Annotated in this window: 20 protein-coding genes; 3 read left to right on the plus strand and 17 right to left on the minus strand. The window is 62.0% G+C overall.

The genetic code is table 11. The annotated features are described in order from the left end of the window. Window positions 1-8: 8 nt before the first annotated feature. From ACUN0E_RS40015 to ugpQ, 4 genes are all read right to left on the minus strand, one after another. Window positions 9-800: an ABC transporter permease gene (locus tag ACUN0E_RS40015; RefSeq protein WP_408338752.1), complete on the minus strand. Its 792-nt coding sequence runs from the start codon at window positions 798-800 to the stop codon at window positions 9-11. Continuing rightward, window positions 797-1,735, minus strand: coding sequence for an ABC transporter permease (locus ACUN0E_RS40020; RefSeq protein ID WP_408231785.1), 939 nt, complete (start codon window positions 1,733-1,735; stop codon window positions 797-799). The genes ACUN0E_RS40015 and ACUN0E_RS40020 overlap by 4 nt, the downstream gene beginning before the upstream one ends. Before the next feature lie 158 nt (window positions 1,736-1,893). Beyond that, window positions 1,894-3,006, minus strand: a complete 1,113-nt coding sequence (locus ACUN0E_RS40025) for an ABC transporter substrate-binding protein (RefSeq protein ID WP_445570059.1) — start codon at window positions 3,004-3,006, stop codon at window positions 1,894-1,896. Between the two features lie 98 nt (window positions 3,007-3,104). Continuing rightward, on the minus strand, window positions 3,105-3,890 hold the full coding sequence (ugpQ, locus tag ACUN0E_RS40030) for a glycerophosphodiester phosphodiesterase (protein WP_445570060.1): 786 nt from the start codon (window positions 3,888-3,890) through the stop codon (window positions 3,105-3,107). Window positions 3,891-4,454: 564 nt separating this feature from the next. On the opposite strand from ugpQ, the gene ACUN0E_RS40035 reads away from it, so the two are divergent. After that, on the plus strand, window positions 4,455-5,225 hold the full coding sequence (locus ACUN0E_RS40035; RefSeq protein WP_169485360.1) for a DeoR/GlpR family DNA-binding transcription regulator: 771 nt from the start codon (window positions 4,455-4,457) through the stop codon (window positions 5,223-5,225). 34 nt (window positions 5,226-5,259) lie between these two features. Here the strand turns inward: ACUN0E_RS40035 and ACUN0E_RS40040 are convergent, their stop codons facing one another. Continuing rightward, on the minus strand, window positions 5,260-6,927 hold the full coding sequence (locus ACUN0E_RS40040; RefSeq protein WP_408231776.1) for a Na/Pi cotransporter family protein: 1,668 nt from the start codon (window positions 6,925-6,927) through the stop codon (window positions 5,260-5,262). Between the two features lie 241 nt (window positions 6,928-7,168). Between ACUN0E_RS40040 and ACUN0E_RS40045 the strand changes: the two genes are divergently transcribed. Then, window positions 7,169-7,852 (plus strand): histidinol-phosphatase, encoded by a 684-nt coding sequence (locus tag ACUN0E_RS40045; protein WP_408508766.1) that lies wholly within the window; start codon window positions 7,169-7,171, stop codon window positions 7,850-7,852. Window positions 7,853-7,961: 109 nt separating this feature from the next. Here ACUN0E_RS40045 and ACUN0E_RS40050 read toward each other — a convergent pair whose 3' ends face one another. The 6 genes from ACUN0E_RS40050 to ACUN0E_RS40075 form a co-directional block, all read right to left on the minus strand. Then, entirely contained in the window at window positions 7,962-8,831 is an 870-nt protein-coding gene (locus ACUN0E_RS40050) for an ABC transporter permease subunit (protein ID WP_408231770.1), read from the minus strand. After that, window positions 8,828-9,634 (minus strand): taurine ABC transporter ATP-binding protein, encoded by an 807-nt coding sequence (locus tag ACUN0E_RS40055; protein ID WP_445570061.1) that lies wholly within the window; start codon window positions 9,632-9,634, stop codon window positions 8,828-8,830. The genes ACUN0E_RS40050 and ACUN0E_RS40055 overlap by 4 nt, the downstream gene beginning before the upstream one ends. Before the next feature lie 41 nt (window positions 9,635-9,675). Continuing rightward, on the minus strand, window positions 9,676-10,698 hold the full coding sequence (tauA, locus tag ACUN0E_RS40060) for a taurine ABC transporter substrate-binding protein (protein ID WP_445570062.1): 1,023 nt from the start codon (window positions 10,696-10,698) through the stop codon (window positions 9,676-9,678). A gap of 381 nt (window positions 10,699-11,079) precedes the next feature. Then, window positions 11,080-12,087: a lipoyl synthase gene (gene lipA, locus ACUN0E_RS40065; protein ID WP_445570063.1), complete on the minus strand. Its 1,008-nt coding sequence runs from the start codon at window positions 12,085-12,087 to the stop codon at window positions 11,080-11,082. 13 nt (window positions 12,088-12,100) lie between these two features. After that, window positions 12,101-12,826 carry a lipoyl(octanoyl) transferase LipB gene (gene lipB / locus ACUN0E_RS40070; RefSeq protein ID WP_408231758.1) on the minus strand — a complete coding sequence of 242 codons (726 nt, stop codon included), beginning with the start codon at window positions 12,824-12,826 and terminating at the stop codon, window positions 12,101-12,103. A 74-nt stretch (window positions 12,827-12,900) separates the two neighbouring features. Continuing rightward, complete coding sequence (locus tag ACUN0E_RS40075; protein WP_408231755.1) at window positions 12,901-13,227, minus strand: DUF2917 domain-containing protein; 327 nt, start codon at window positions 13,225-13,227, stop codon at window positions 12,901-12,903. A 98-nt stretch (window positions 13,228-13,325) separates the two neighbouring features. Between ACUN0E_RS40075 and ACUN0E_RS40080 the strand changes: the two genes are divergently transcribed. Then, window positions 13,326-14,294: a transcriptional regulator GcvA gene (locus ACUN0E_RS40080; protein WP_445570064.1), complete on the plus strand. Its 969-nt coding sequence runs from the start codon at window positions 13,326-13,328 to the stop codon at window positions 14,292-14,294. A 22-nt stretch (window positions 14,295-14,316) separates the two neighbouring features. On the opposite strand, the gene ACUN0E_RS40085 is transcribed toward ACUN0E_RS40080, so the two are convergent. The 6 genes from ACUN0E_RS40085 to ACUN0E_RS40110 form a co-directional block, all read right to left on the minus strand. Next, a complete protein-coding gene (locus ACUN0E_RS40085) occupies window positions 14,317-14,586 on the minus strand; it encodes a DUF493 family protein (RefSeq protein ID WP_445570065.1) in 270 nt (89 codons plus the stop codon). Further along, complete coding sequence (locus ACUN0E_RS40090; protein WP_445570066.1) at window positions 14,558-15,514, minus strand: D-amino acid aminotransferase; 957 nt, start codon at window positions 15,512-15,514, stop codon at window positions 14,558-14,560. The genes ACUN0E_RS40085 and ACUN0E_RS40090 overlap by 29 nt, the downstream gene beginning before the upstream one ends. Before the next feature lie 13 nt (window positions 15,515-15,527). Continuing rightward, window positions 15,528-16,757: a D-alanyl-D-alanine carboxypeptidase family protein gene (locus ACUN0E_RS40095; protein WP_445570067.1), complete on the minus strand. Its 1,230-nt coding sequence runs from the start codon at window positions 16,755-16,757 to the stop codon at window positions 15,528-15,530. Window positions 16,758-17,113: 356 nt separating this feature from the next. Continuing rightward, window positions 17,114-17,758, minus strand: a complete 645-nt coding sequence (locus tag ACUN0E_RS40100; RefSeq protein ID WP_408508772.1) for an alpha/beta hydrolase — start codon at window positions 17,756-17,758, stop codon at window positions 17,114-17,116. 8 nt (window positions 17,759-17,766) lie between these two features. Beyond that, entirely contained in the window at window positions 17,767-18,090 is a 324-nt protein-coding gene (locus tag ACUN0E_RS40105) for a (2Fe-2S) ferredoxin domain-containing protein (RefSeq protein ID WP_074285591.1), read from the minus strand. A gap of 143 nt (window positions 18,091-18,233) precedes the next feature. Continuing rightward, window positions 18,234-19,391, minus strand: a complete 1,158-nt coding sequence (locus ACUN0E_RS40110) for a VanZ family protein (RefSeq protein ID WP_445570068.1) — start codon at window positions 19,389-19,391, stop codon at window positions 18,234-18,236. Window positions 19,392-19,421 lie beyond the last annotated feature (30 nt).

A 19,421-nucleotide genomic window follows, 5' to 3' on the forward strand; every position in this document is an offset into this window, starting at 1 on the left:
TGAGTCCGTCAAATTTTCTGGCCGCTAAGCGCGCGGGCCGAACCGAATACCTGAATCAAACCCATCGACGCCCACGTAATCACGAACGCGATGATCGCAAGCGCCGACGGTTCGTACGCGCGGTTCGCACCGATCAATTGCAGATACGGGCCGAATGCGGGCCGGTCGAGCAGACTCGCCAGCGTGAACTCGCCGATCACCACCGCAAAGGTGAGAAACGCGCCAGACAGAATGCCCGAGCGGATATTCGGAAAGATCACCTTGAACAGAATCGTCGGCCAGTTCGCCCCGAGACATTCCGCGGCTTCGGTCAGCGAGCGCACGTCGACCGCGCGCAAACCGGCGTCGACCGCGCGATACATGTACGGCAGCGAGAGCGTCACGTAGCCGAACACCAGTAACAGGTCGGTTGCGCGTTCGTTGCCGGTGAGCGGCAGAATCGAGCTGCTGTTATAGATACGCAGATAGCCGAACACGATCACGATCGCCGGCACCACCAGCGGCAACAGCGTGATGAATTCGACGACCGGCCGCAGCTTCGGCAAGCGCAACTGCACGTAGTACGCGGTCGGCACCACGAGCAGCACACCGACGATAATCGTCAGCACCGCCATCAGGATCGAATAACCAAATGAAGCCTGAAAACGCGGATCGCTCAGCACGACGCTATACGCTTCGAAGCTGTAGACCCCGCGCTTCATGCGCAGGCTGAATTCGAAGGTGGCGAGCAACGGAATCAGAAAGTACAGCGCCCCGACAATCATCGCGGTCCACGCGCCCACACGCGACTGGCTTTTCATCGACGGCCCCTTTCAGCGCGTGAACGCAACCAGATGTAGCCGCCGTTCGACAGCCCGGTTACAAGCACCATGCCGAGCGCGAGTGCGTAGCCGAGATTCTGGTTGTGCATCACGTCGCCGCGAATCTGCGCGTACAGCAGGATCGTGACGATGTTCAGCGAACTGCCGGTCAGCGCATAAGCCGTGGCGACCGCGCCGAAAGAGTTGGCAAACAGCAGCAGCGTCGCGCCAAGCACGCTCGGCCACAACACCGGCAACGCAACGTGGCGCCAGTATTGGAAGGCGGTGCCGCCGAGGCAGTCGCAAGCCTCACGCCATTCGCGCTTCAGGCCGTCGAGCGCGGGCGTGACGATCAGCACCATCAAAGGAATCTGGAAATACAGGTAAGTCAGCGTCAAGCCGGAGAAGCTCAGAACGCTGAAGCCCGTCGAGTATAGATTGAGGCCGAGGTACTTCTTCAGCAATACGGTCACCAGACCGACGCGTCCCAGCGTACAGATGAAGGCGAACGCGAGCGGCACGCCGGCAAAATTGGAAGCGACCCCGGAGAACGTCATCAAGGTAGGACGAATCCAGCCGGGCAATTTGCCTTGCACCGCTGCCCATGCGAGCAGCGAGCCGATCAATGCGCCGCCGATCGCGGAAGCGGCGCTTACCTTGAAGCTGATCCAGTAGGCGTCCATCACCGTGGGCTGGAGCAGGTCGCGAAAGTTGCCGAGCGTAAAGTGACCTTGCGAATCCTGAAATGCGCCGACCATCAGAAAGCCGGTTGGCAAAATCAGAAACAATAGCGCGAAGGTAAAAAACGGCACCACACCGATCCAGGCGAGGAACTGCGACGCGCGGCGCGGACCGTCGACGCGAGGCGTTGGCGTGGGCACAGGCGGAACCAGCAATTCCGGCGGCACCGCTCCAGCATCCGATGAAGCGCTCATAGCTCACCCTTGGGGCTTTCTGGCTAACGCCTGACGCGCCGCTCTCGTCAAGCGGCGCGTCAGCTTTGAATCTGCATATTGCGGTTAGCAACGGCAGCGTGTGCAGCATGCGATTGATCGCTGCTCCGCAACCGCCGCAACCGCTTGCGTCGAGACGATTACTTGACGTTCGCGCCGACCGCTTCGTCCCAGTGCTTCGTGATGGCGTCCTTGTAGGCGTCCTGTTGGGACAGCGTCGGGAACACCACATTCTTGTATGACGACGGCGGCGGCAGCTTGTCGAGAAGAGCCTGTGGCACCTTTTTCGCCGCCACCAGTTCGGTGTAGCGCATCGGATGGCAATAGCCGGTCAGCCAGCCGATCTGGCCTTCATCCGAGTACAGGTATTCCATCCACAGCTTGGCGGCATTCGGATGGGGTGCGTAGGCGCTGATCGCCTGAACGTACACACCGGCGACAACGCCCGTCTTCGGAATCACCACCTGCACCTTCGGATTACCCTTCAGCGTGTCACGGTCAGCCAGCGCGTTGTAGTCCCAACGCACGACGATCGGCGTGGTGCCTTGCGCGAGCGATGCGGCCTTGCCGATCACCGGTACGAAGTTGCCGTTCTTGTTCAGGTCGGCGAAATACTTAAGTCCGGCCTTGTCGGCCTTGCTCACGTCGCCCTTGCTTTGCGACAGGCCCGCGGCGAACACAGCCTGGATTGCCTGATTGGCCGTGCGCGGGTCGCCTGCCAGCGAAACGGCATTCTTATAGTCTGGCTTGAGCAGATCGCTCCAGTCGGACGGCGCCTTGTCGATCATGTCGGCGTTCACTTCAAACGACAGCACGCCGTAGTAATCGCCATACCAATAGCCGTCGGCATCTTTCGACTCTTTCGGAATCGAGTTCCACGAAGCGACCTTGTACGGCTGCAGCAAACCTTCGGCTTTCGCGGTCGGACCGAACGACAGACCCACATCGATCACGTCAGGCGCTTGCGGACCCTTGTTGCCTTTGTTCGCCTTGATGGCTTCGACTTCGTCGCCCGAACCCGCATCCGGATTCAGCTCGTTGATCTTGATGCCGTATTTCTTCTGAAAGCCGGCCACCAGTTGACCGTAGTTGCACCAATCGTGCGGCAACGCGATCACGGTGAGTTGACCTTCCTGCTTGGCGGCGGCAACCAGTGCGTCGAGCGGCGCGGCCGAAGCGCTGCTCACGCCGGCTGCGGCAACACCCGCAGCGGCCGACATCGAAAGTAAACGAGCTAACGCGGTGCGCTTCATAGTCTTCCCCATCCTCTGCCGAAATTGCTACGTTTGGAAAATTTCTAATTTCTAGCTCTATGGGCGCACGCCTGTGCAAGCTCGCACCCGCGTCATGCTCAGTCTGGGTTCGCCCGCGCTGAAAACATGTCGTGCTCCAGTCTATCGATGCGATCTGTACAAATCATGTCGACGCCCCATTGCGCAAGCAACTGCGCACGCGCCGGGTCATTCACCGTGTAGGCCAGCACGCGCAGCCCGGCTGCCTTGATTTCGGCGACCAGCGGCTCGGTCAGATGCCGGTGGCTCGCGTGCAACGACACGCAATCCAGTTCCCGCACGATGCGCAACCAGTCAGCCGGGACATCTTCGAACAGCATGCCGCGCGACAGGGAGGGCGCCGCGTCGCGCGCTGCGGCGAGCGCCTCGAACGAAAACGATGATAGGAGCGGCGGCGTTTGCCCTTGCCACAAAGTCAGTGCGCCGCTTGCGACCAGGCGCCCGGTGATCTCGTCGCGACCCGGGCACGGTTTGATTTCGACGTTGGCGGCAATGCCATCCCGCGCGCAACGCCCAGCGGCCTCGGCGAGCGTCGGCAGGTGCGTGCCGGCGAACTGCGGCCCAAACCACGCGCCGGCGTCGAGCGCGGCCAGTTGTTCCCACGTGTGTTCAGCAGCGGCGCCATGGCCGTTGGTCGTGCGTTCCAGCGTGTCGTCGTGCAACAGAAAGAGCTGGTTGTCGGCGGAGAGCTTGGCGTCGAACTCAACCATGCGGTAGCCGTAGCGCACGCAAGCGTCGAAACCGGCCAGCGTGTTTTCCGGCGCCAGCGTGCCGCCACAGCGATGCGCAATCAGCCTCGGATACGGCCAGTCTGCGGATAAGGTGCGATCAATCCCGTTTCCCACGTCTCGTTACCTTCCAGATAGAGCGGACTAGTATGCTCTCGACACGTTCCCGGCTGCCACTGCCTCCATGCCACAACTGCGCCTTGCAGCCTTTACGCGTGAGCCCCGCGCGTAGTATCGCGCCAATGGGCAGCGCTGCGGTAGCTGGCCACACGGCCAATGCCGTGCGCCATCCGGGTCGCAACGGCCCTGCAATCCTATTGTCAGGATGCCGAACCGTGTGACTTCCAGGCAGCGGCGCATACAGCAGCAAATTGATCAGGCGGCAAATCCCCGGATCCATTATGGCAACGATATGGGTCAATCAAATTGCCAAAAAACGCCGCGAAATGCTCGAAATGAGACATTTCAATTCCTTTTCGAACATTTGATGTTCGAAATAGGCGCCACGCTTTGATCTGCGAAGGCTAAGATGAAATACACAAACTTGCAAGCTGCCAAAAAAATACAACACAATTCGGCTAAGGTAGTACGCTTGACATCGTCCGGACACACATCCGTGCCCACGATGGCATCATTAAAAACAAGCCCTGTGAACGCGCGTTCGCATCCAAGGAAAAATGCATGTGGCAGGAAGACCGTCATCAGAGAATTCGCGCGTTGCTGTCGACGCTTCAACGCGTGTCGACCGAACGGATCATGGCGGACCTCGGGGTGTCGCGCGAAACCGTGCGGCGCGATCTGCTCGACCTGGAAGCGCTCGGTGAATTGCGGCGCGTGCATGGCGGCGCGATCAAACCCGCCGACGAGGCACCCATCGCCGAACGCGCCCACATGCGCGTCAAATCCAAAACGGCGATTGCCAAGGCGGCCATTGGTTTGATTGCGAGCGGTCAGACACTTTTCATCGACGCGGGCACTACCACGGCGGCACTCGCTGAAGAGCTGGCGAAACTGGCGAACCTGACGATCGTCACCAACTCCATCGACGTCGCGCTGAAAATGCGCGGCGCCGTTGACCAAACGGAGGCGGCCAACGAAGTGATCCTGCTGGGCGGCTCGATCAGCGACCGCGCAATGGCGACTACCGGCGCCACCACCGTGCTCGACATCCAGCGTTATCGTGCGGACATGGCCTTGCTCTCGCCTGTCGGCATCGACCACCGGCATGGCGCGACCAATTACGATCACGCTGAAACCGAAGTGGCGCGCGCCATGGTCGCTAACGCAGACCGCGTGGTGATCCTCGCCGACTACAGCAAGATCGGTCAGCGCAGCCGGATCTCGTACTGTCCGGTCGATCGGATCGATGTGCTCGTCACCAACAAAAAGGCGGCCGAAGCCGCCGACTTTGCATCGCTCAAAAAGAAGCTGGAAGAGATCGTTCTGGCTTAGGGCGCCGGCATGTTCGGGGCCGTGCGCGAACGCCTCATTCCTTCACATGTATCGTGTCGAGCACGCGCTTGCGCAAACGCGTGTCGTGCAGCGCGCCGGCTGCGTCGAGTACCGGATAGGCCGTCGAACAGAACAGCGAATTGAGCCGCTTCATGTCGCTGATCAGATCCAGATGCAACGCGCTGGTCTCGATGCTGCGCAAGGTTTGCCCGGCGAGCCGGTCCAGGTGTTTGTATGAATACGCCCGCTCGAGATCACGAAAGCGCTCTTTTTCCGCCAGCAGTTGCTCGGCGCAACGCAGATCGTTATTCAGAAACACCGACAGGCCGAGCTGCAGGTTGCTGACGAGCCGTGCCTGCAGATCGTCCAGTTCACCGAGCCCCTCCTCCGAAAACGACAGCCGGTGCGCGATCTTCTTTTCCTCGATATCGCGGACGATTCGTTCGATGATGTCGCCCGCGTGCTCCAGGTTGATCGTCAACGAGATGATGTCGGTCCAGCGGCGGCTATCGGCCTCGTCGAGCTGCTCGCGCGAGATCAGCGTCAGATAGGTTTTGACCGCCGCATACAGTTCGTCCACGTCGTCGTCCATACGGACCGTTTCGCGCGCCTTCTCGAGGCTGTTGTCATGAATCAGGTCCGCGACGTTATCGAGCATGGTGCGCACGATGTCGCCAATGCGCAGCACCTCGCGGGCGGCGTGCGCGAGTGCGAGCGTAGGCGTGGAAAGCGCGGCGGCATCCAGATGCAACGGCCGCAATTCGCCGTTGGGCAGCGGCCGGTCCGGCAACACCCGTGTGCAGATGCGCGCCACCGGGTCGATCAGCGAAAGGCATGCGCAGCAACGCAGCGTGTTGTAGATCACATGAAAGCCGACCACCGCTTCGCGAGGATTCGCGATCAGCACCGGCAGCCCGCGTGCAAGCAGCGGCGCGAACGGCAGGATCAGCAACGCGCCAGCCAGCTTGAATGCCAGGCTGCCCATGGCGAGACGCCGCGCCGCCGTGTTCTGCGCAAGCGTGCCCATCAGCGCCAGCAAGCCGCTGCCGAGGTTCGCGCCGATCACGAGACACAGCGCCACCTTCAGCGAAATCACGCCGGACGAGGCGAGCGTCGCCGTCAGCAGGACCGCCGCGAGGCTCGAATAGGACAGCACCGCAAATGCCGCGCCGACCAGCGCGTCGAGCATCGTATCGCCGGTCAGCGCGCCGAACATCACACGCACGCCGGCGCCTTGCGTCATTGGCTGAGCGGCTTCGACGATCAGGTGCAGCGCCAGCAGGATCAAGCCCAGTCCGATCAGCGTGCGGCCAAGCTGACCGAGGCGCGTTTGCTTGCGCGACAGAAAGAGCGGCACGCCGAACAGAATCAGGATCGGCGACAGCCATGACAAATCGAGCGTGAGCAACCGTGCCATCAGCGCGGTGCCGACATCGGCGCCAAGCATGATCGCGAGGCCGCTGGTGAGCGGCAGGAGACCCTGCGCAGCGAACGACGTGACGATCACCGCCGTTGCATTGCTGCTCTGCACGAGGCTCGTAACGCCAACGCCTGCGAAGAAGGCCCGCCAGCGACTACTGGTGCTGCGCCCAAGGACGCTGCGCAGGTCGGCGCCGAGCACACGCAGGATGCCGGTACGTACGATGTGCGATCCCCACACGAGGAGCGCCACACCAGCCAGAAGGTTAAGGAGAATCAACATAAGGCACTGCGCATCCGTTCCTGCTGCCATGACCCGAACCGCATGCCGCACGAACCGGCACCCGGGCTGTTTATGACAGTAGTGTTGCACATTTTTGCCTTATTGTAATTTTGTGCTTTTAAATATACGCTCGTGCCAAACTGTGAATGGCTATGTTGCTATGTGCCGGATCATCGCCCGCGACGCGACTCGCTCGATCACCTGGTTTGCCCATTTCATCACGACATCACGAGGACTCTGGATGAGCCGCAACCTTGCGCTGTTCGACCTGGACCATACGCTGCTGCCGCTCGACAGCGATCAGGCGTGGGCTCACTTCATTGCCGGGTTGGGTATAGAAGGCGCCGCGCAGCATGCGGAAGAAATCGACGATTACTACCGGCAGTATGTGGCCGGCACGCTCGACATGGCCGCCTATCTGAACTACACATTGGCGCCGCTGGCTCGCCATTCGCGCGAGCAGCTCGACGCGTGGCATGCGCAATTCATGGAGGATGTGATTGCGCCGGCAATCCTGCCGGCCGCGCGCGAACTCGTGCAACGTCATATCGAAGCAGGCGACCTGTGCTGCATTGTCACTGCCACCAATGTGTTCATCACGAAGCCGATCGGCAAGGCGCTTGGCTTCGAACATCTGCTGGGCATCGACCTCGGCACCGAAGGCGGCGATCCTTTGGCGCGCTTTACTGGAAACGCCGTCGGCGTGCCGACTTTCCGCGAAGGCAAGATCACACGCACCGAGGACTGGCTGGCTTCGCTCGGTCATCGTCTGCAGGATTTTCCGCAGAGCTGGTTCTATAGCGATTCGATCAACGACGTGCCTTTGCTTGAGCGTGTTACGCATCCGGTCGCGACCAATCCCGACCCGCGTCTGCGCGCCATCGCCACGGAACGCGGCTGGCCGGTGATTGAATTATTTCGCTGAAAGCTGGCTGTGCCTTGCCTGAGCGTCGGGCGGAAGGCGGCTTCCACTTGCCGCTGGTATCAGAGGCGCTTCCTGTCACTTACGACTGGTGCCGCCTGGACCGCACCAACTACACACGCCCCTTCCACGGCACCAGCCGCCGCTCCAGCGCACGCATGCCGAGATCGAACAACCACGCGATCAGTCCGATCAGCACGATGCCCATCACCACCACATCGGTACGCAGAAAGCTCGACGCATTGAGCACCATCTGACCGAGACCGGCGGTGGCTGCGACCATCTCGGCGGCCACCAAGGTGGTCCAGCCAAAGCCGATCGCAATCCGCAAGCCGGTCAGGATCTCTGGCAACGCCGCCGGCAGGACCACAAAGCGCACGATCTGTGTGAAACGGCCGCCCAGCGAATACGCCGCATGAATCTGCTCGATGGTTGCACTGCGCACGCCGGCACGTGCCGCCATTGCAATCGGCGCGAAACAGGCGAGGTAGATCACGACAATCTTCGCCGTCTCGTCGATACCGAACCAGATCACCACCAGCGGCAAATACGCAAGCGGTGGCAACGGCCTGTAGAACTCCAGCGGCGGATCGAGCAAGCCGCGTACAACCCGGCTCACACCCATCAAGATTCCGACCGGCACCGCCGTGACCGCGGCCAGCGCAAACGCGCCGAACACGCGCAGCGCACTCCAAGCGAGATGCTCGGAGAGCGGCAGGCCGCCTTGAATGCGTCCGTGCCATGCGTCCAGAAACGCGGCCCAAACGGCCTCGGGCGTTGGCAGAAATAGCGGCGGCAGCCAGTGCAGATGCGTAGCGAACCACCACAGCGCCGCAAGCGTCGTTACCGAGACCGCGCTCAGCGCCGCAGTCGGACCTTCGCCCGGTAAGCGCCAGCCGCGCACCGGGCGCGCGTTACGTCGCGGCGGCTCGCTTGCCTGGGTCAGAGGCACATTGCCCAAAGATTCGCGCGAAGCTGTCACGACAGCACCTCTTCCTGATTTTGTTCAGTCCGTTCGTGCAGACGGCGCACCAGCCGCTCACGCCATTCGATGAACTCTGGCGACGACTTGACCTCGCGTGCATCGCGAGTCTCGAGAAAGCGCCGCGCGAAGGGCAGCTCATAGCTCTCGGCGATACGGCCCGGGCCTGGCGTCATCACGACGAGGCGGGTCGCCAGAAACAGTGCTTCCTCCACGCTGTGCGTAATGAAGAACACCGTCTTGCGTGTACGGCCCCAGACGTCCAGCACGAGTTCCTGCATCGACTCGCGCGTCATCGCGTCAAGCGCGCCCATCGGCTCGTCCATCAGCAACACTTGCGGATCGCTTGCCAACGCGCGCGCAATGCCCACGCGCTGCTGCATGCCGCCCGATAGCGCATAGACCCGCGAACGCGCATGCGTCTCAAGCCCAACCAGCGCCAGCATCTTCAGTGCGATGCGCTCGCGCTCCGCCTTCGGCACACGTTGAAACCGCAAGCCGAGCGCGACGTTACCGAGCACATCGAGCCACGGCATCAGCGCGTACTTCTGGAACACGACGCCACGGTCCGCACCGGGCCCAAGCACGGGCTCACCGTTCAGACGCACTTCGCCTTCGGTCGGTTGAATGAAGCCAGCGATGCAGTTCAGCAAGGTTGTCTTGCCACAGCCCGATGCACCCAGCGCGACGACGAACTCACCCGGTTCGATGCGCAGATCGACGTCAGCGAGCGCGATATGCGGCGCCGCACCGCATGCGCCTTCGTAGGCGACGTGCAGCCGCCGGATCTCAAGACCGCTCATCGCCGTGCCTCATGGTGCTGATGGATAACCATGCTCAAAAGTTAATGTGCCGCACGCTGCACGAACTGCGGATCGACGCCGGTCGAGTAATCGGCCAGCACGTTCTGAATCGTGCCTTGCGTCTTCAGAAACACAGCGGTCGCGGCCAACGACTTAGCCGCGCCCGATTGCGCGCCGCCGCCAAGCCATGCATTCGAGGCCTGCTGGGCCGGCGTCGGGAATGCATACAGCGCGAGGCTCGCCGGCACTTCCTGTGCGGTGGCGCCGGATTCCTTCGCAACCGCCTCAACCTGCGGCGACGTCGCGGTCCATGCCGACGTGTGATCGCGGTAGCTTGCGTCAGTCGCGGCCAGCACCTTCACGAAGCGCGCCACAAACTCCGCGTTCTGGCTAGCAAACTTGCGGTCGACGACAAAGCCGTCGAACGTCGCCTTCCCGGTTTGCTGTGCAACCTGACCCGACGTGATCAGCACCTTGCCGTTTTTCTTCACCTTCGCCAGAACAGGGTCCCAGATGTAAGTCGCGTCGATGTCGCCGCGCGCCCACGCTGCCGCGACTTCAGGCGGACGAAGATTCACGATCTTCACATCGGACGGATTCACGCCGGCGTTCTGCAGTGCGACCAGTGTGTGAAAGTGTGAAGTGGACACGAACGGCACGCCAATTTTCTTGCCCTTCAGACCGGCGACACTGGTGACATTCGAACCGTCTCGCGCGACCAGCGCTTCGGCGTCGTTGATATTGTCCAGAATCCAGAACAGCGAAATATCGACGCCCTGCGACAGCCCCGCTGCGATCGGGCTCGACCCTGCTTCGCCGAGTTGCACCGAGCCGGAAGCCAGCGCGCGAATCACGTCAGCGCCGCTGCCGAGCTTGCGATAGGTGACCTTGTACCCGGTGGCTTTTTCCACTTCGCCGGTTGCCTGCGCATAGCGCCACGGCACGACCATGTCCTGATACGCGATCACGACCTCTTTGGTGTCGGCGTGTGCAGCGGAAGAAAATGGCGCGGACAGCGCGAGCAGCGTAGCAAACGCGGCGAGCGGACGAAGCAAGCGGTTCATCGGGAAGCCCCTTTAGTGTGTGTTGTCTGGGAGGCTTTCGACTATAGGGAGTTTGTCCGGGGACGGTTCTAATTAATCCGCGATTGCTAATTACGCTGTTCGAGCATTGCTTTTCACGTTGAGCTGGATCGGTGTGACTGTTGCGGCGGGCAGTGGGCGGGTTCTAGCGAATGATGACGGCGAGGGATGCCTTAGCGCAAGCTGGCCGTTCGGCGGCGTGATGTCCATGACTTGCAGCTGCTCGCGCGTTGTTACCGCCCGGCAACGCAGGCAGATTGCCGGGCAGCGCTGCTGAACCGCTCACTCCCCCCGCAAAAAAACAAAGCCCGCAACACGTGCGGGCTTTGCATTTTCAAACTGACAACAAACACACTGAACCGTTCAGACCACCCCCGCTCCATGCGCCTGCAAATCGGCGTGGTAGCTCGAGCGAACCATCGCGCCTACCGCTGCGTGCGTGAAGCCCATCTTGTACGCTTCTTCCTCGTACATCTTGAACGTGTCCGGATGCACATACGCGCGCACCGGCAGATGGTGTTCCGACGGTTGCAGATACTGGCCAATCGTCAGCATGTCAACGTCGTGCTCGCGCAGATCGCGCATCACTTGCAGGATCTCTTCTTCGGTTTCGCCAAGGCCGACCATCAGGCCTGACTTGGTCGCAACATTCGGATGCAGCGCCTTGAAGTCCTTCAGCAGCTTCAGCGAATGCGCATAGTCCGAACCGGGGCGCGCTTCCTTGTACAGACGCGGCACTGTTTCGAGGTTGTGGTTCATCACATCAGGCGGTGCGGCGTTCAGAATGCCGAGCGCGCGATCCAGACGGCCACGGAAGTCCGGCGTCAGAATTTCAATGCGTGTTTCCGGCGACAGCTCGCGCGTCTGACGGATACATTCCACGAAGTGAGCCGCGCCACCGTCGCGCAAATCGTCACGGTCGACGCTCGTGATCACCACATACTTCAGCTTCAGCGCGGCGATGGTGCGAGCCAGGTTTCCCGGTTCATCCACATCGAGCGGATCGGGGCGGCCGTGGCCGACGTCGCAGAACGGACAGCGGCGCGTGCACTTGTCGCCCATGATCATGAACGTCGCGGTGCCCTTGCCGAAGCATTCGCCAATGTTCGGGCAACTCGCTTCTTCACACACCGTGTGCAGGTTGTGCTCACGCAGGATCTGCTTGATTTCGTAGAAGCGCGAATTGCCGGTGGCCGCCTTGACGCGAATCCAGTCTGGCTTCTTCAGCTTTTCGATCGGGATGATCTTGATGGGAATACGAGCGGTTTTGGCTTGCGCTTTCTGCTTCGCGGTGGCGTCATAGGCTGCAACGGTAGCCGGCACGGCATCAGGAACAGGAGAAGCTGCGAGGTTCGCGGTAACGTCAGTCATTCGTTCGGTCCAGTCAGGCGGTGAGAGCACCGGCCTGCGGTTGGGCGACGGCCGCGGGACTGCCGTCGAGGTTTGCGGTGAGGCGTGCTGCAAAGGTACGGGCCACGTCGTCCCAGCCAGCGGCAACGCCCAGCGTTGCCATATCGACTGTTTCGAGCCCCGCGTAGCCGCATGGGTTGATGGCCAGAAACGGCTGCAAGTCCATGTTCACATTCAGGCTCACGCCGTGATAGCTGCAGCCATTGCGGATTTTCAGACCCAGCGCGGCAATCTTGGCACCGGCATGCAGCCCGGCGTCCGGCCCGGGCGTCACGTAGATACCAGGGGCGCCCGCCTTGCGTTCTCCGCCGAGATTATACGCCGCGAGGGTATCGATCACGGCCTGCTCGATCCGCGTGACCATCTCGCGCACCATCAGCTTGCGTCGGCGTAGGTCCAGCAGCAGGTAGGCAACCACCTGTCCGGGTCCGTGATACGTGATCTGTCCGCCCCGGTCGACCTTGACAAGCGGAATACCGCTGTCGGCGGCCAATAGATGCGCCGGGTCGCCGGCCTGGCCGAGCGTGAATACGGGGGGGTGTTCGACCAGCCAGATTTCGTCGGGTGTATCTGCGGTGCGCTCGTCGGTGAACGCGCGCATCGCCTCGAAACTGGCTTCGTAAGGTTCGTTGCCGAGCCAGCGCAGCGTAAGCGGCGCCGTGGCGGGCAAGGGAGACGGAGAAACCGGGGTGGCGCACATGATCCCGACAGTTTACCGAAATCTGGGAATTCCCGCCGGAACTGCCAGCTTTAGGGAACAGCGCCCTCCCGCGCTCAAACCGTGCGCCAACCGCCACGCATGCGGGCCGCCAGCCGTTCGCTGACCCGCACGAACCAGTTCAGCGCACGTTCATCGCAGCGCGTTGGCACCGAAAACGCCACCTTCGCCTGCGTGCTGCCTTCGGCGCTCAACCACAACCGTTCGCCACGCCGCAACCGCAGCGTATGACCGGGTTGCAGCCAGTAGTCTTCCGTATCGTCGCTGCGCGTGACCCACACCGCGCCGCCGTGCACGACCAGCTTGGTGCTGCGTGCTACCTTCATAGGAATGGTTTCGCCGTTGCGGATTTCAAAAGCGATACTAGAGGAAATTTCTCGCATGATGCCCTCGCCAAAATTCGTTTCGCGACTACAATCCTAGGCGTAGCAAGGGTTTACGCAAAACGATCTATTTTCACCTCTATGTGAGAAATATTGCGATGGACCTCCGGCAATTACCTCCGCTGAACGCCGTCAAGGCGTTCGAAGCCGCTGCCCGCCACGAGAGCTTCTCGCGTGCGGCGGACGAACTATTCGTCACACACGGCGCCGTCAGTCATCAGATTCGCGCGCTGGAGGCCGAACTGGGCGTCACGCTATTTGCCCGCGACGGCAAGCGCGTACGGCTCACGGACACGGGCCGCCGCTATGCCACGCGCGTGCGCACCGCGCTGATGGCGCTTGCCGACGCCACCCTCGAAATCCGCGCCGGCGACCGCGAGCGGCGCCTTGTCGTTTCCATGCTGTCCTCGTTTGCAGCGCGCTGGGTAACGCCGCGCATCGGCAGCTTTATCGAGGCGCATCCACAGTGGGACCTCGAACTGCTGTCCACCAACGCGCTCACGGACTTCGCGCGCGACGACGTCGACGTGGCGATCCGCTTCGGCTACGGAAAATATTCGGGGCTGCATGCGGAGTTACTGCTGGAGGAGATATTCTTTCCGGCCTGCGCGCCGAATTTCAACGGCGGCAAGCTGCCTCAAACGCCGGCCGATCTGGCCAAGGTCCCGCTGCTGCGTTCGGATGACGAGCTCTGGCGCCCGTGGTTCGACGCCGCCGGCCTCACCGATTGGCAAGAACCGAAGCGCGGCGTGCTGTATCAGGATTCGTCAAATCTGCTGCAGGCGGCCATCGACGGCCAGGGGATTGCGCTTACGCGCCGTTCGCTGGCGATGCACGAGATCGCAGCAGGCCGCCTTGTGCGGCTATTCGATGTGGATGGACCGAGCCCATGGCAGTACTACTTCATCTGTCCGCCGCAGATGCTCGAAACCGCACGAGTCAAGGCGTTTCGCGATTGGGTATTCGAAGAAGTGGGGCGTTTCAAGCAGCTTTTCGAGCGGGCTTGCGAGGCGGGGCCTGCGGCAAGCGCCGATCTGGCGGCGGACGCATTGCGCGTCACGCCGTAAACCAGAGACACGAAGCCAGGCTTTAAAGGACCACTTTCACCATTGGATGGCCGGTGAGCGCGCGGTAGATATCGTCGAGCTGCACCTGGCTCGTGGCACGCACCGTAACCGTCAAACCGGTGTAATTGCCGCCGCTGGACGGCCGCGTTTCCACACGAGCGGGATCGACTTCGTTATCGAACTGCCGAACCACCGTGACGATCGTCTCGGCGAATTCGGGGTGCGACTTACCCATGATCTTGATCGGGAAATCGCATGGAAACTCAAGCAATGATTCTTTCGCGGGATCCACTTTCCACTCCTTGCTGCGCGTCTTGCGCTTCCTTGGCCTTGGCACGCTGATAGGCCGTGTACAACGCCGCAAACACCGCGCCCGGCTTGCCGTTGCCCACCGGGTGGCCGTCGAGTTGCGTGACCGGCAGCACTTCCTTGGTGGCGGAACTGACCAGAATCTCGTCCGCCTCACGCAATTCTGCTTCGGCGATCTCGCGCGCTTCGAAGCGAATGCCGCACTCGCTCGTCAACTCCTCGATCAGACCGTAGCGAATTCCTTCGAGAATCTTGTGACTGCGCGGCGGCGCATACAACACGTTGTCTTTCGCCATCCAGATATTCGACGACGAACCTTCGGTCAGCATGCCGTCGCGAAACTGGATCGTCTCGAACGCATCGTTTTCGGCTGCGTACTGGGCCATCAGAACATTGCCGAGCAACGACACCGATTTGATGTCGCAATTGAGCCAGCGACGGTCTTCAGCAGTGACGCAGCGCACGCCCTGCGCGCGCTGCGCGGCGTCCGGCAGGTTCAGCGGCGTGACCATCACGAACACGGTCGGCTGGATGCCGGCCGGGAACGCGTGACCGCGCTTCGCGACGCCCCGTGTGATCTGAACGTAGGCAATCGCGTCCTGATCGGCGCGCAGGCCGGCGTCCGCTTCATTGGCCTCAACCACGCGCTCGATCAGTTCGCGCCAGCCTGCAGCGTCGAACGGATTGACGATGCCGATCTTGTCCAGCGAACGCCCGAGGCGCGCCAGATGATGCCCGAAGCGAAACGCGCTACGGCCGCCCGCGTGGGCGTACAACGGCGCGACTTCGTAAATCCCGTCGCCGAAAATAAAGCCGCGGTCGAGAACCGGCACGCGCGCTTCGGACAAGGCCACCAGCTCGCCGTTCAGATAAACAATCGGGTCGAGCGAAACATCGGAAGCAGTAGTCATCGCAATCGGACTCTTATTTCTTCTTGTTGAACATCAGCATCAGCGAATCCCACACGCGGCCGACCACGCCGGCTTGCGGCACGGCTTGCAACGCGACGATCGGGAATTGCGCCAGCACCTTGCCGTCGGCCACGAGCTTCGCCGTGCCGACCTGCTGACCGTTCGCGATCGGCGCAATCAGCGGATCGATCTGTTCGATCTGCGGCTTCGCCTTGTCGCCCATGCCCTTCGGCACGGTGATGTACTGATCGGTCTTCACACCGATCTGCACGGTGTCCTGCGCACCCTTGTAGACGCGCGGCGTGCCCACCACCTGATTCGCCTTGTACAGGCGCACCGTGTCATACGCGGTGTAGCCGTAGTTCAGCATCTTCAGGCTGTCCTGCACGCGGTCGTGTTCCTTGGTCTCGCCCATCATCACTGAAACGAGGCGGCGCGACCCGTCGGTCGTGTCCGGCAGCGAACGCTTTGCGCTCGCGATCAGGCAATAACCCGCGGCTTGCGTGTGACCGGTCTTCAGGCCATCCACGGTCGGATCGATCCACAGCAGACGATTGCGGTTCGGCTGCTTGATCTTGTTGTATGTGAATTCCTTGACCGAGAAGATGTTGTAGTAGTCGGGGAAGTCACGAATCAGACGGGCCGACAGCACCGCGAGGTCGCCCGCCGTGGTGTAGTGCTGCGGATCGGGCATGCCGTTCACGTCGGCGAAATGCGTGTGCTTCATGCCGAGGCGCTGCGCTTCGGTGTTCATCATGTTGACGAACTGCGCTTCGCTGCCGCCCACCAGTTCGGCCAGCGCGATCGCCGCGTCGTTGCCCGACTGGACGATCATGCCGTACACCAGATCGTGCACGGTCACCGGCTTGTTCGCTTCGATAAACATGCGCGATTCGTCGGTTTTCACGCGACGCACCGCTTCGCTCGGCATCACCGTCTGGTCCATCGTGATCTTCTTCGTCTGCAGTGCTTCGAAGACGAGGTATGCGGTCATCAGCTTGGTCAGCGACGCCGGCTCGACGCGTTCGTCGGCATTGCCCGACGCGAGCACCTGATTGCTGGTTGCATCGACGAGCACCCACGAGCGCGCATTCACCGCGGGTGGCGGCACTTGCGCGAACGCCGTGCTGGCAACGAGCGTTGCCGGTAACACGATGCCGAGGGTCACGGCGCGGCTAAGCGTATGGGGAACGAAAGAAGAAACTGACGGGAATGACGTGCGGCCGGAGGTGGAGAAACGCATAGGGTCGATTCGTGCGGAAAAATACATCGCGCGCAGGGCGCATAGTTTGGAGGAGCCGGTCGGCGAGCGTCAGGCCGTAAAAAACGGCGCGGCGCCCATTGGACTTCCGGCCACGCGATCGGTTCGCGCAGCACGCCTCTCATCCAGCACCGCTGCGCGCGCAGAGAAGCTACGCGTCGCGCGAACTGCCGGGTGGGCGATGTGCTGCGCCCAAAAAAGAGCGCTCATTATACGCGCGCTATCCCGGTATCTCTGACCAAAGGGCGGCGATTAATTTGCGTTTGCACGTACCTGTACCCCGGAAAACACGCGCGGGGCGTCCCGCATGTGCCCCGCATGTCCCCCGCGTGTGCCCACTAACGCCACGCGTCGACGATGATCCGCTTCAGAATGTGCAGTTTGCGATGCAGAAAATGTTCTGCCCCCGGAATCACGACAACCGGTAATTCCTGCGGCCGTGCCCAGTCGAAAACCGACTGAATAGGCACGGTATCGTCGGTTTCGCCGTGAATCACGAGCGTGTTTTCCGGGACGGGTGCAACTTCCCAACGGCTCGCCGCAGTGCCGACGAATACGATTCGCTCGATCGCCTGGCCTTCTTCGCGTAGCTTTGCGGCCACATGCGACAACACAAAAGTGCCGAACGAAAAACCCGCGAGCACGAGAGGCAGATCGCCCTGTCCTGCTTGCGCGCGCATGTGATCGAGCACAGCGCGCAGATCATCGCGCTCGCCGATGCCACCGTCATGCTCGCCTTGCGTTTCGCCGACACCCCGGAAATTCGAGCGGTAGGTCACGTAGTTCAACTGCACAAGCGTACGCGCGAGCGTCTGCGCGACCTTGTTATCCATCGTGCCGCCGAACAGCGGATGCGGGTGCGCGACCAGCGCGATGCCACGCGGCGCGGCGCCGTTCTCGCGCATTTCGTCCGGCAGATCCAGCGCGACTTCGATCTTGCCGACCGGGCCGTCGATCAGATATTTCTTTGTATGTACATTCATGGCGAGGCTTATTGATCGATTTTCAGACGCTCGACGATCTTGCCGTTCACGAGGTGCGAATCAACAATTTCATCGATGTCGCTCTCGTCGACGTACGTGTACCAGACACCTTCCGGATACACGACCAGCGTCGGGCCGAGTTCGCAACGATCCAGACAACCCGCCTTGTTGATACGCACCTGGCCGGGGCCGGCGAGGCCGAGTTGCTTCACGCGTTTCTTCGCGTGTTCCTGCATCGCCTGCGCGTTGCAATTCGCGCAGCTCGGGCGCTCCGCGCCGGGATCGCGTTGATTGAGACAGAAGAAGACGTGGTGCTTGTAGAAGGAGTCCATGATGTCCGGAGACGAAGCTGTAAGAGTGGGGAATGGCGCTGGAAGCTGCGGCGCGCCTGTTGTGCGGACGATTATAACGAGCAGGGCTGGCGGTCGCTGAGCGGCGGATAAACGGCGGCTTGCAGGCCGGCGTCGCCCTCGCGTCATACGTGCTTCACACGCCGTTTGAGCCACACCTGTTCGACGAGATAGGCGAGCCACACCAGCGCCGCATACGGCCAGATCCACGCGATCCAGTGGGCGAGACCGTTGAAGTGCAGATACCTGCCCTGGCGCCAGTCGGCCAGCACGGCATCGAAATACGGATTCACCGGCAGCAGATTGACGAATACCAGCGCGACCGTGAGCGCACAGGCCGCAAGCGCCGCGCGCGACCTGCGCCGCAACCGCAGCGCCAGCAGTGCCGCGACGGTGCCGCACACGAGGCCCGCCAGCGCGCCGGGCGTCGCCCAGTCGAACGCAAGTCCGGATTGCGATTGCAGAAACGTCGCGCCCGCCTTGACACACAAGGTCGTGACGATAAACACGATCAACAGGCGCACGAGCGGCGCATGGCGGCGCACCGGCAGCGAAGCCAGCGCGAGTGCGGCGAACAGATTGAGCGTGGTGATGACGGCTTCCCAGGCATCATCCGGCAGCCAGGCGGCAACCAGGGCCGGCCAGGCGCCGACGTGCCAGCCAGACGGCGCCCATGCGAGCAAAGCGTCTTGCGTCGTCGAATCGAACCGTAGCCACAGCTCACGTGGCCAGTTGCCGAGACCGAACAGGCGTGGCGCCGGGTACATCGTTGCGAACGGCCACAAGGCGACAAGACACACGAGCGCCGCCGTGTCGCGCTCGAACCAGAGAAGCCGCAAACGCCGCAGCAAACCGCGATCAAGCAACGCGCCGGTGGCGGGCGACATGATCGCCGCGCCGAGCAGCGCGCCGAGCGCATTGGCAGCGAGGTCGAGGTTCGAGGCAACGCGCGTCGGCAGATAGGTTTGCACCGCTTCCATCACGCCTGACAGCAAGCCGCCAAGCACGAACGCCAACGCGACAGCCAGCGTGCCCCGCCAGCGCGGATACACAGCGAGCACCACCAGCGCGCCGAACGGCATATAGCCGAGCACATTAGTGACGACGTCGAACGCCGTCAGGTACTGCGGCATGGGATCGGACAGGTAGGCAAACGGAGCGAGGCCGAGCGAACGCCAGCCGGAAAACGGATACCACGAACCGTAGACGATCAGCGCCGCATACAGCGCCAGCGCCTGCCGGGCGAGCGCCGAGGGACGGCGCTGCCAGGGTTTAACGCTCATGCAGCGCTCCGTTGCGTGCGCTGCAGCCCG

It is taken from the genome of Paraburkholderia sp. D1E (genome assembly GCF_052682275.1).

Bases quoted from the DNA above. Each gene is read 5' to 3' on its own strand.
- ACUN0E_RS40015 (WP_408338752.1), bottom strand. From the start codon at position 800: ATGAAAAGCCAGTCGCGTGTGGGCGCGTGGACCGCGATGATTGTCGGG.
- ACUN0E_RS40020 (WP_408231785.1), bottom strand. From the start codon at position 1,735: ATGAGCGCTTCATCGGATGCTGGAGCGGTGCCGCCGGAATTGCTGGTT.
- ACUN0E_RS40025 (WP_445570059.1), bottom strand. From the start codon at position 3,006: ATGAAGCGCACCGCGTTAGCTCGTTTACTTTCGATGTCGGCCGCTGCG.
- ACUN0E_RS40035 (WP_169485360.1), top strand. From the start codon at position 4,455: ATGTGGCAGGAAGACCGTCATCAGAGAATTCGCGCGTTGCTGTCGACG.
- ACUN0E_RS40040 (WP_408231776.1), bottom strand. From the start codon at position 6,927: ATGTTGATTCTCCTTAACCTTCTGGCTGGTGTGGCGCTCCTCGTGTGG.
- ACUN0E_RS40045 (WP_408508766.1), top strand. From the start codon at position 7,169: ATGAGCCGCAACCTTGCGCTGTTCGACCTGGACCATACGCTGCTGCCG.
- ACUN0E_RS40055 (WP_445570061.1), bottom strand. From the start codon at position 9,634: ATGAGCGGTCTTGAGATCCGGCGGCTGCACGTCGCCTACGAAGGCGCA.
- tauA (WP_445570062.1), bottom strand. From the start codon at position 10,698: ATGAACCGCTTGCTTCGTCCGCTCGCCGCGTTTGCTACGCTGCTCGCG.
- lipA (WP_445570063.1), bottom strand. From the start codon at position 12,087: ATGACTGACGTTACCGCGAACCTCGCAGCTTCTCCTGTTCCTGATGCC.
- lipB (WP_408231758.1), bottom strand. From the start codon at position 12,826: ATGTGCGCCACCCCGGTTTCTCCGTCTCCCTTGCCCGCCACGGCGCCG.
- ACUN0E_RS40075 (WP_408231755.1), bottom strand. From the start codon at position 13,227: ATGCGAGAAATTTCCTCTAGTATCGCTTTTGAAATCCGCAACGGCGAA.
- ACUN0E_RS40080 (WP_445570064.1), top strand. From the start codon at position 13,326: ATGGACCTCCGGCAATTACCTCCGCTGAACGCCGTCAAGGCGTTCGAA.
- ACUN0E_RS40090 (WP_445570066.1), bottom strand. From the start codon at position 15,514: ATGACTACTGCTTCCGATGTTTCGCTCGACCCGATTGTTTATCTGAAC.
- ACUN0E_RS40095 (WP_445570067.1), bottom strand. From the start codon at position 16,757: ATGCGTTTCTCCACCTCCGGCCGCACGTCATTCCCGTCAGTTTCTTCT.
- ACUN0E_RS40100 (WP_408508772.1), bottom strand. From the start codon at position 17,758: ATGAATGTACATACAAAGAAATATCTGATCGACGGCCCGGTCGGCAAG.
- ACUN0E_RS40105 (WP_074285591.1), bottom strand. From the start codon at position 18,090: ATGGACTCCTTCTACAAGCACCACGTCTTCTTCTGTCTCAATCAACGC.
- ACUN0E_RS40110 (WP_445570068.1), bottom strand. From the start codon at position 19,391: ATGAGCGTTAAACCCTGGCAGCGCCGTCCCTCGGCGCTCGCCCGGCAG.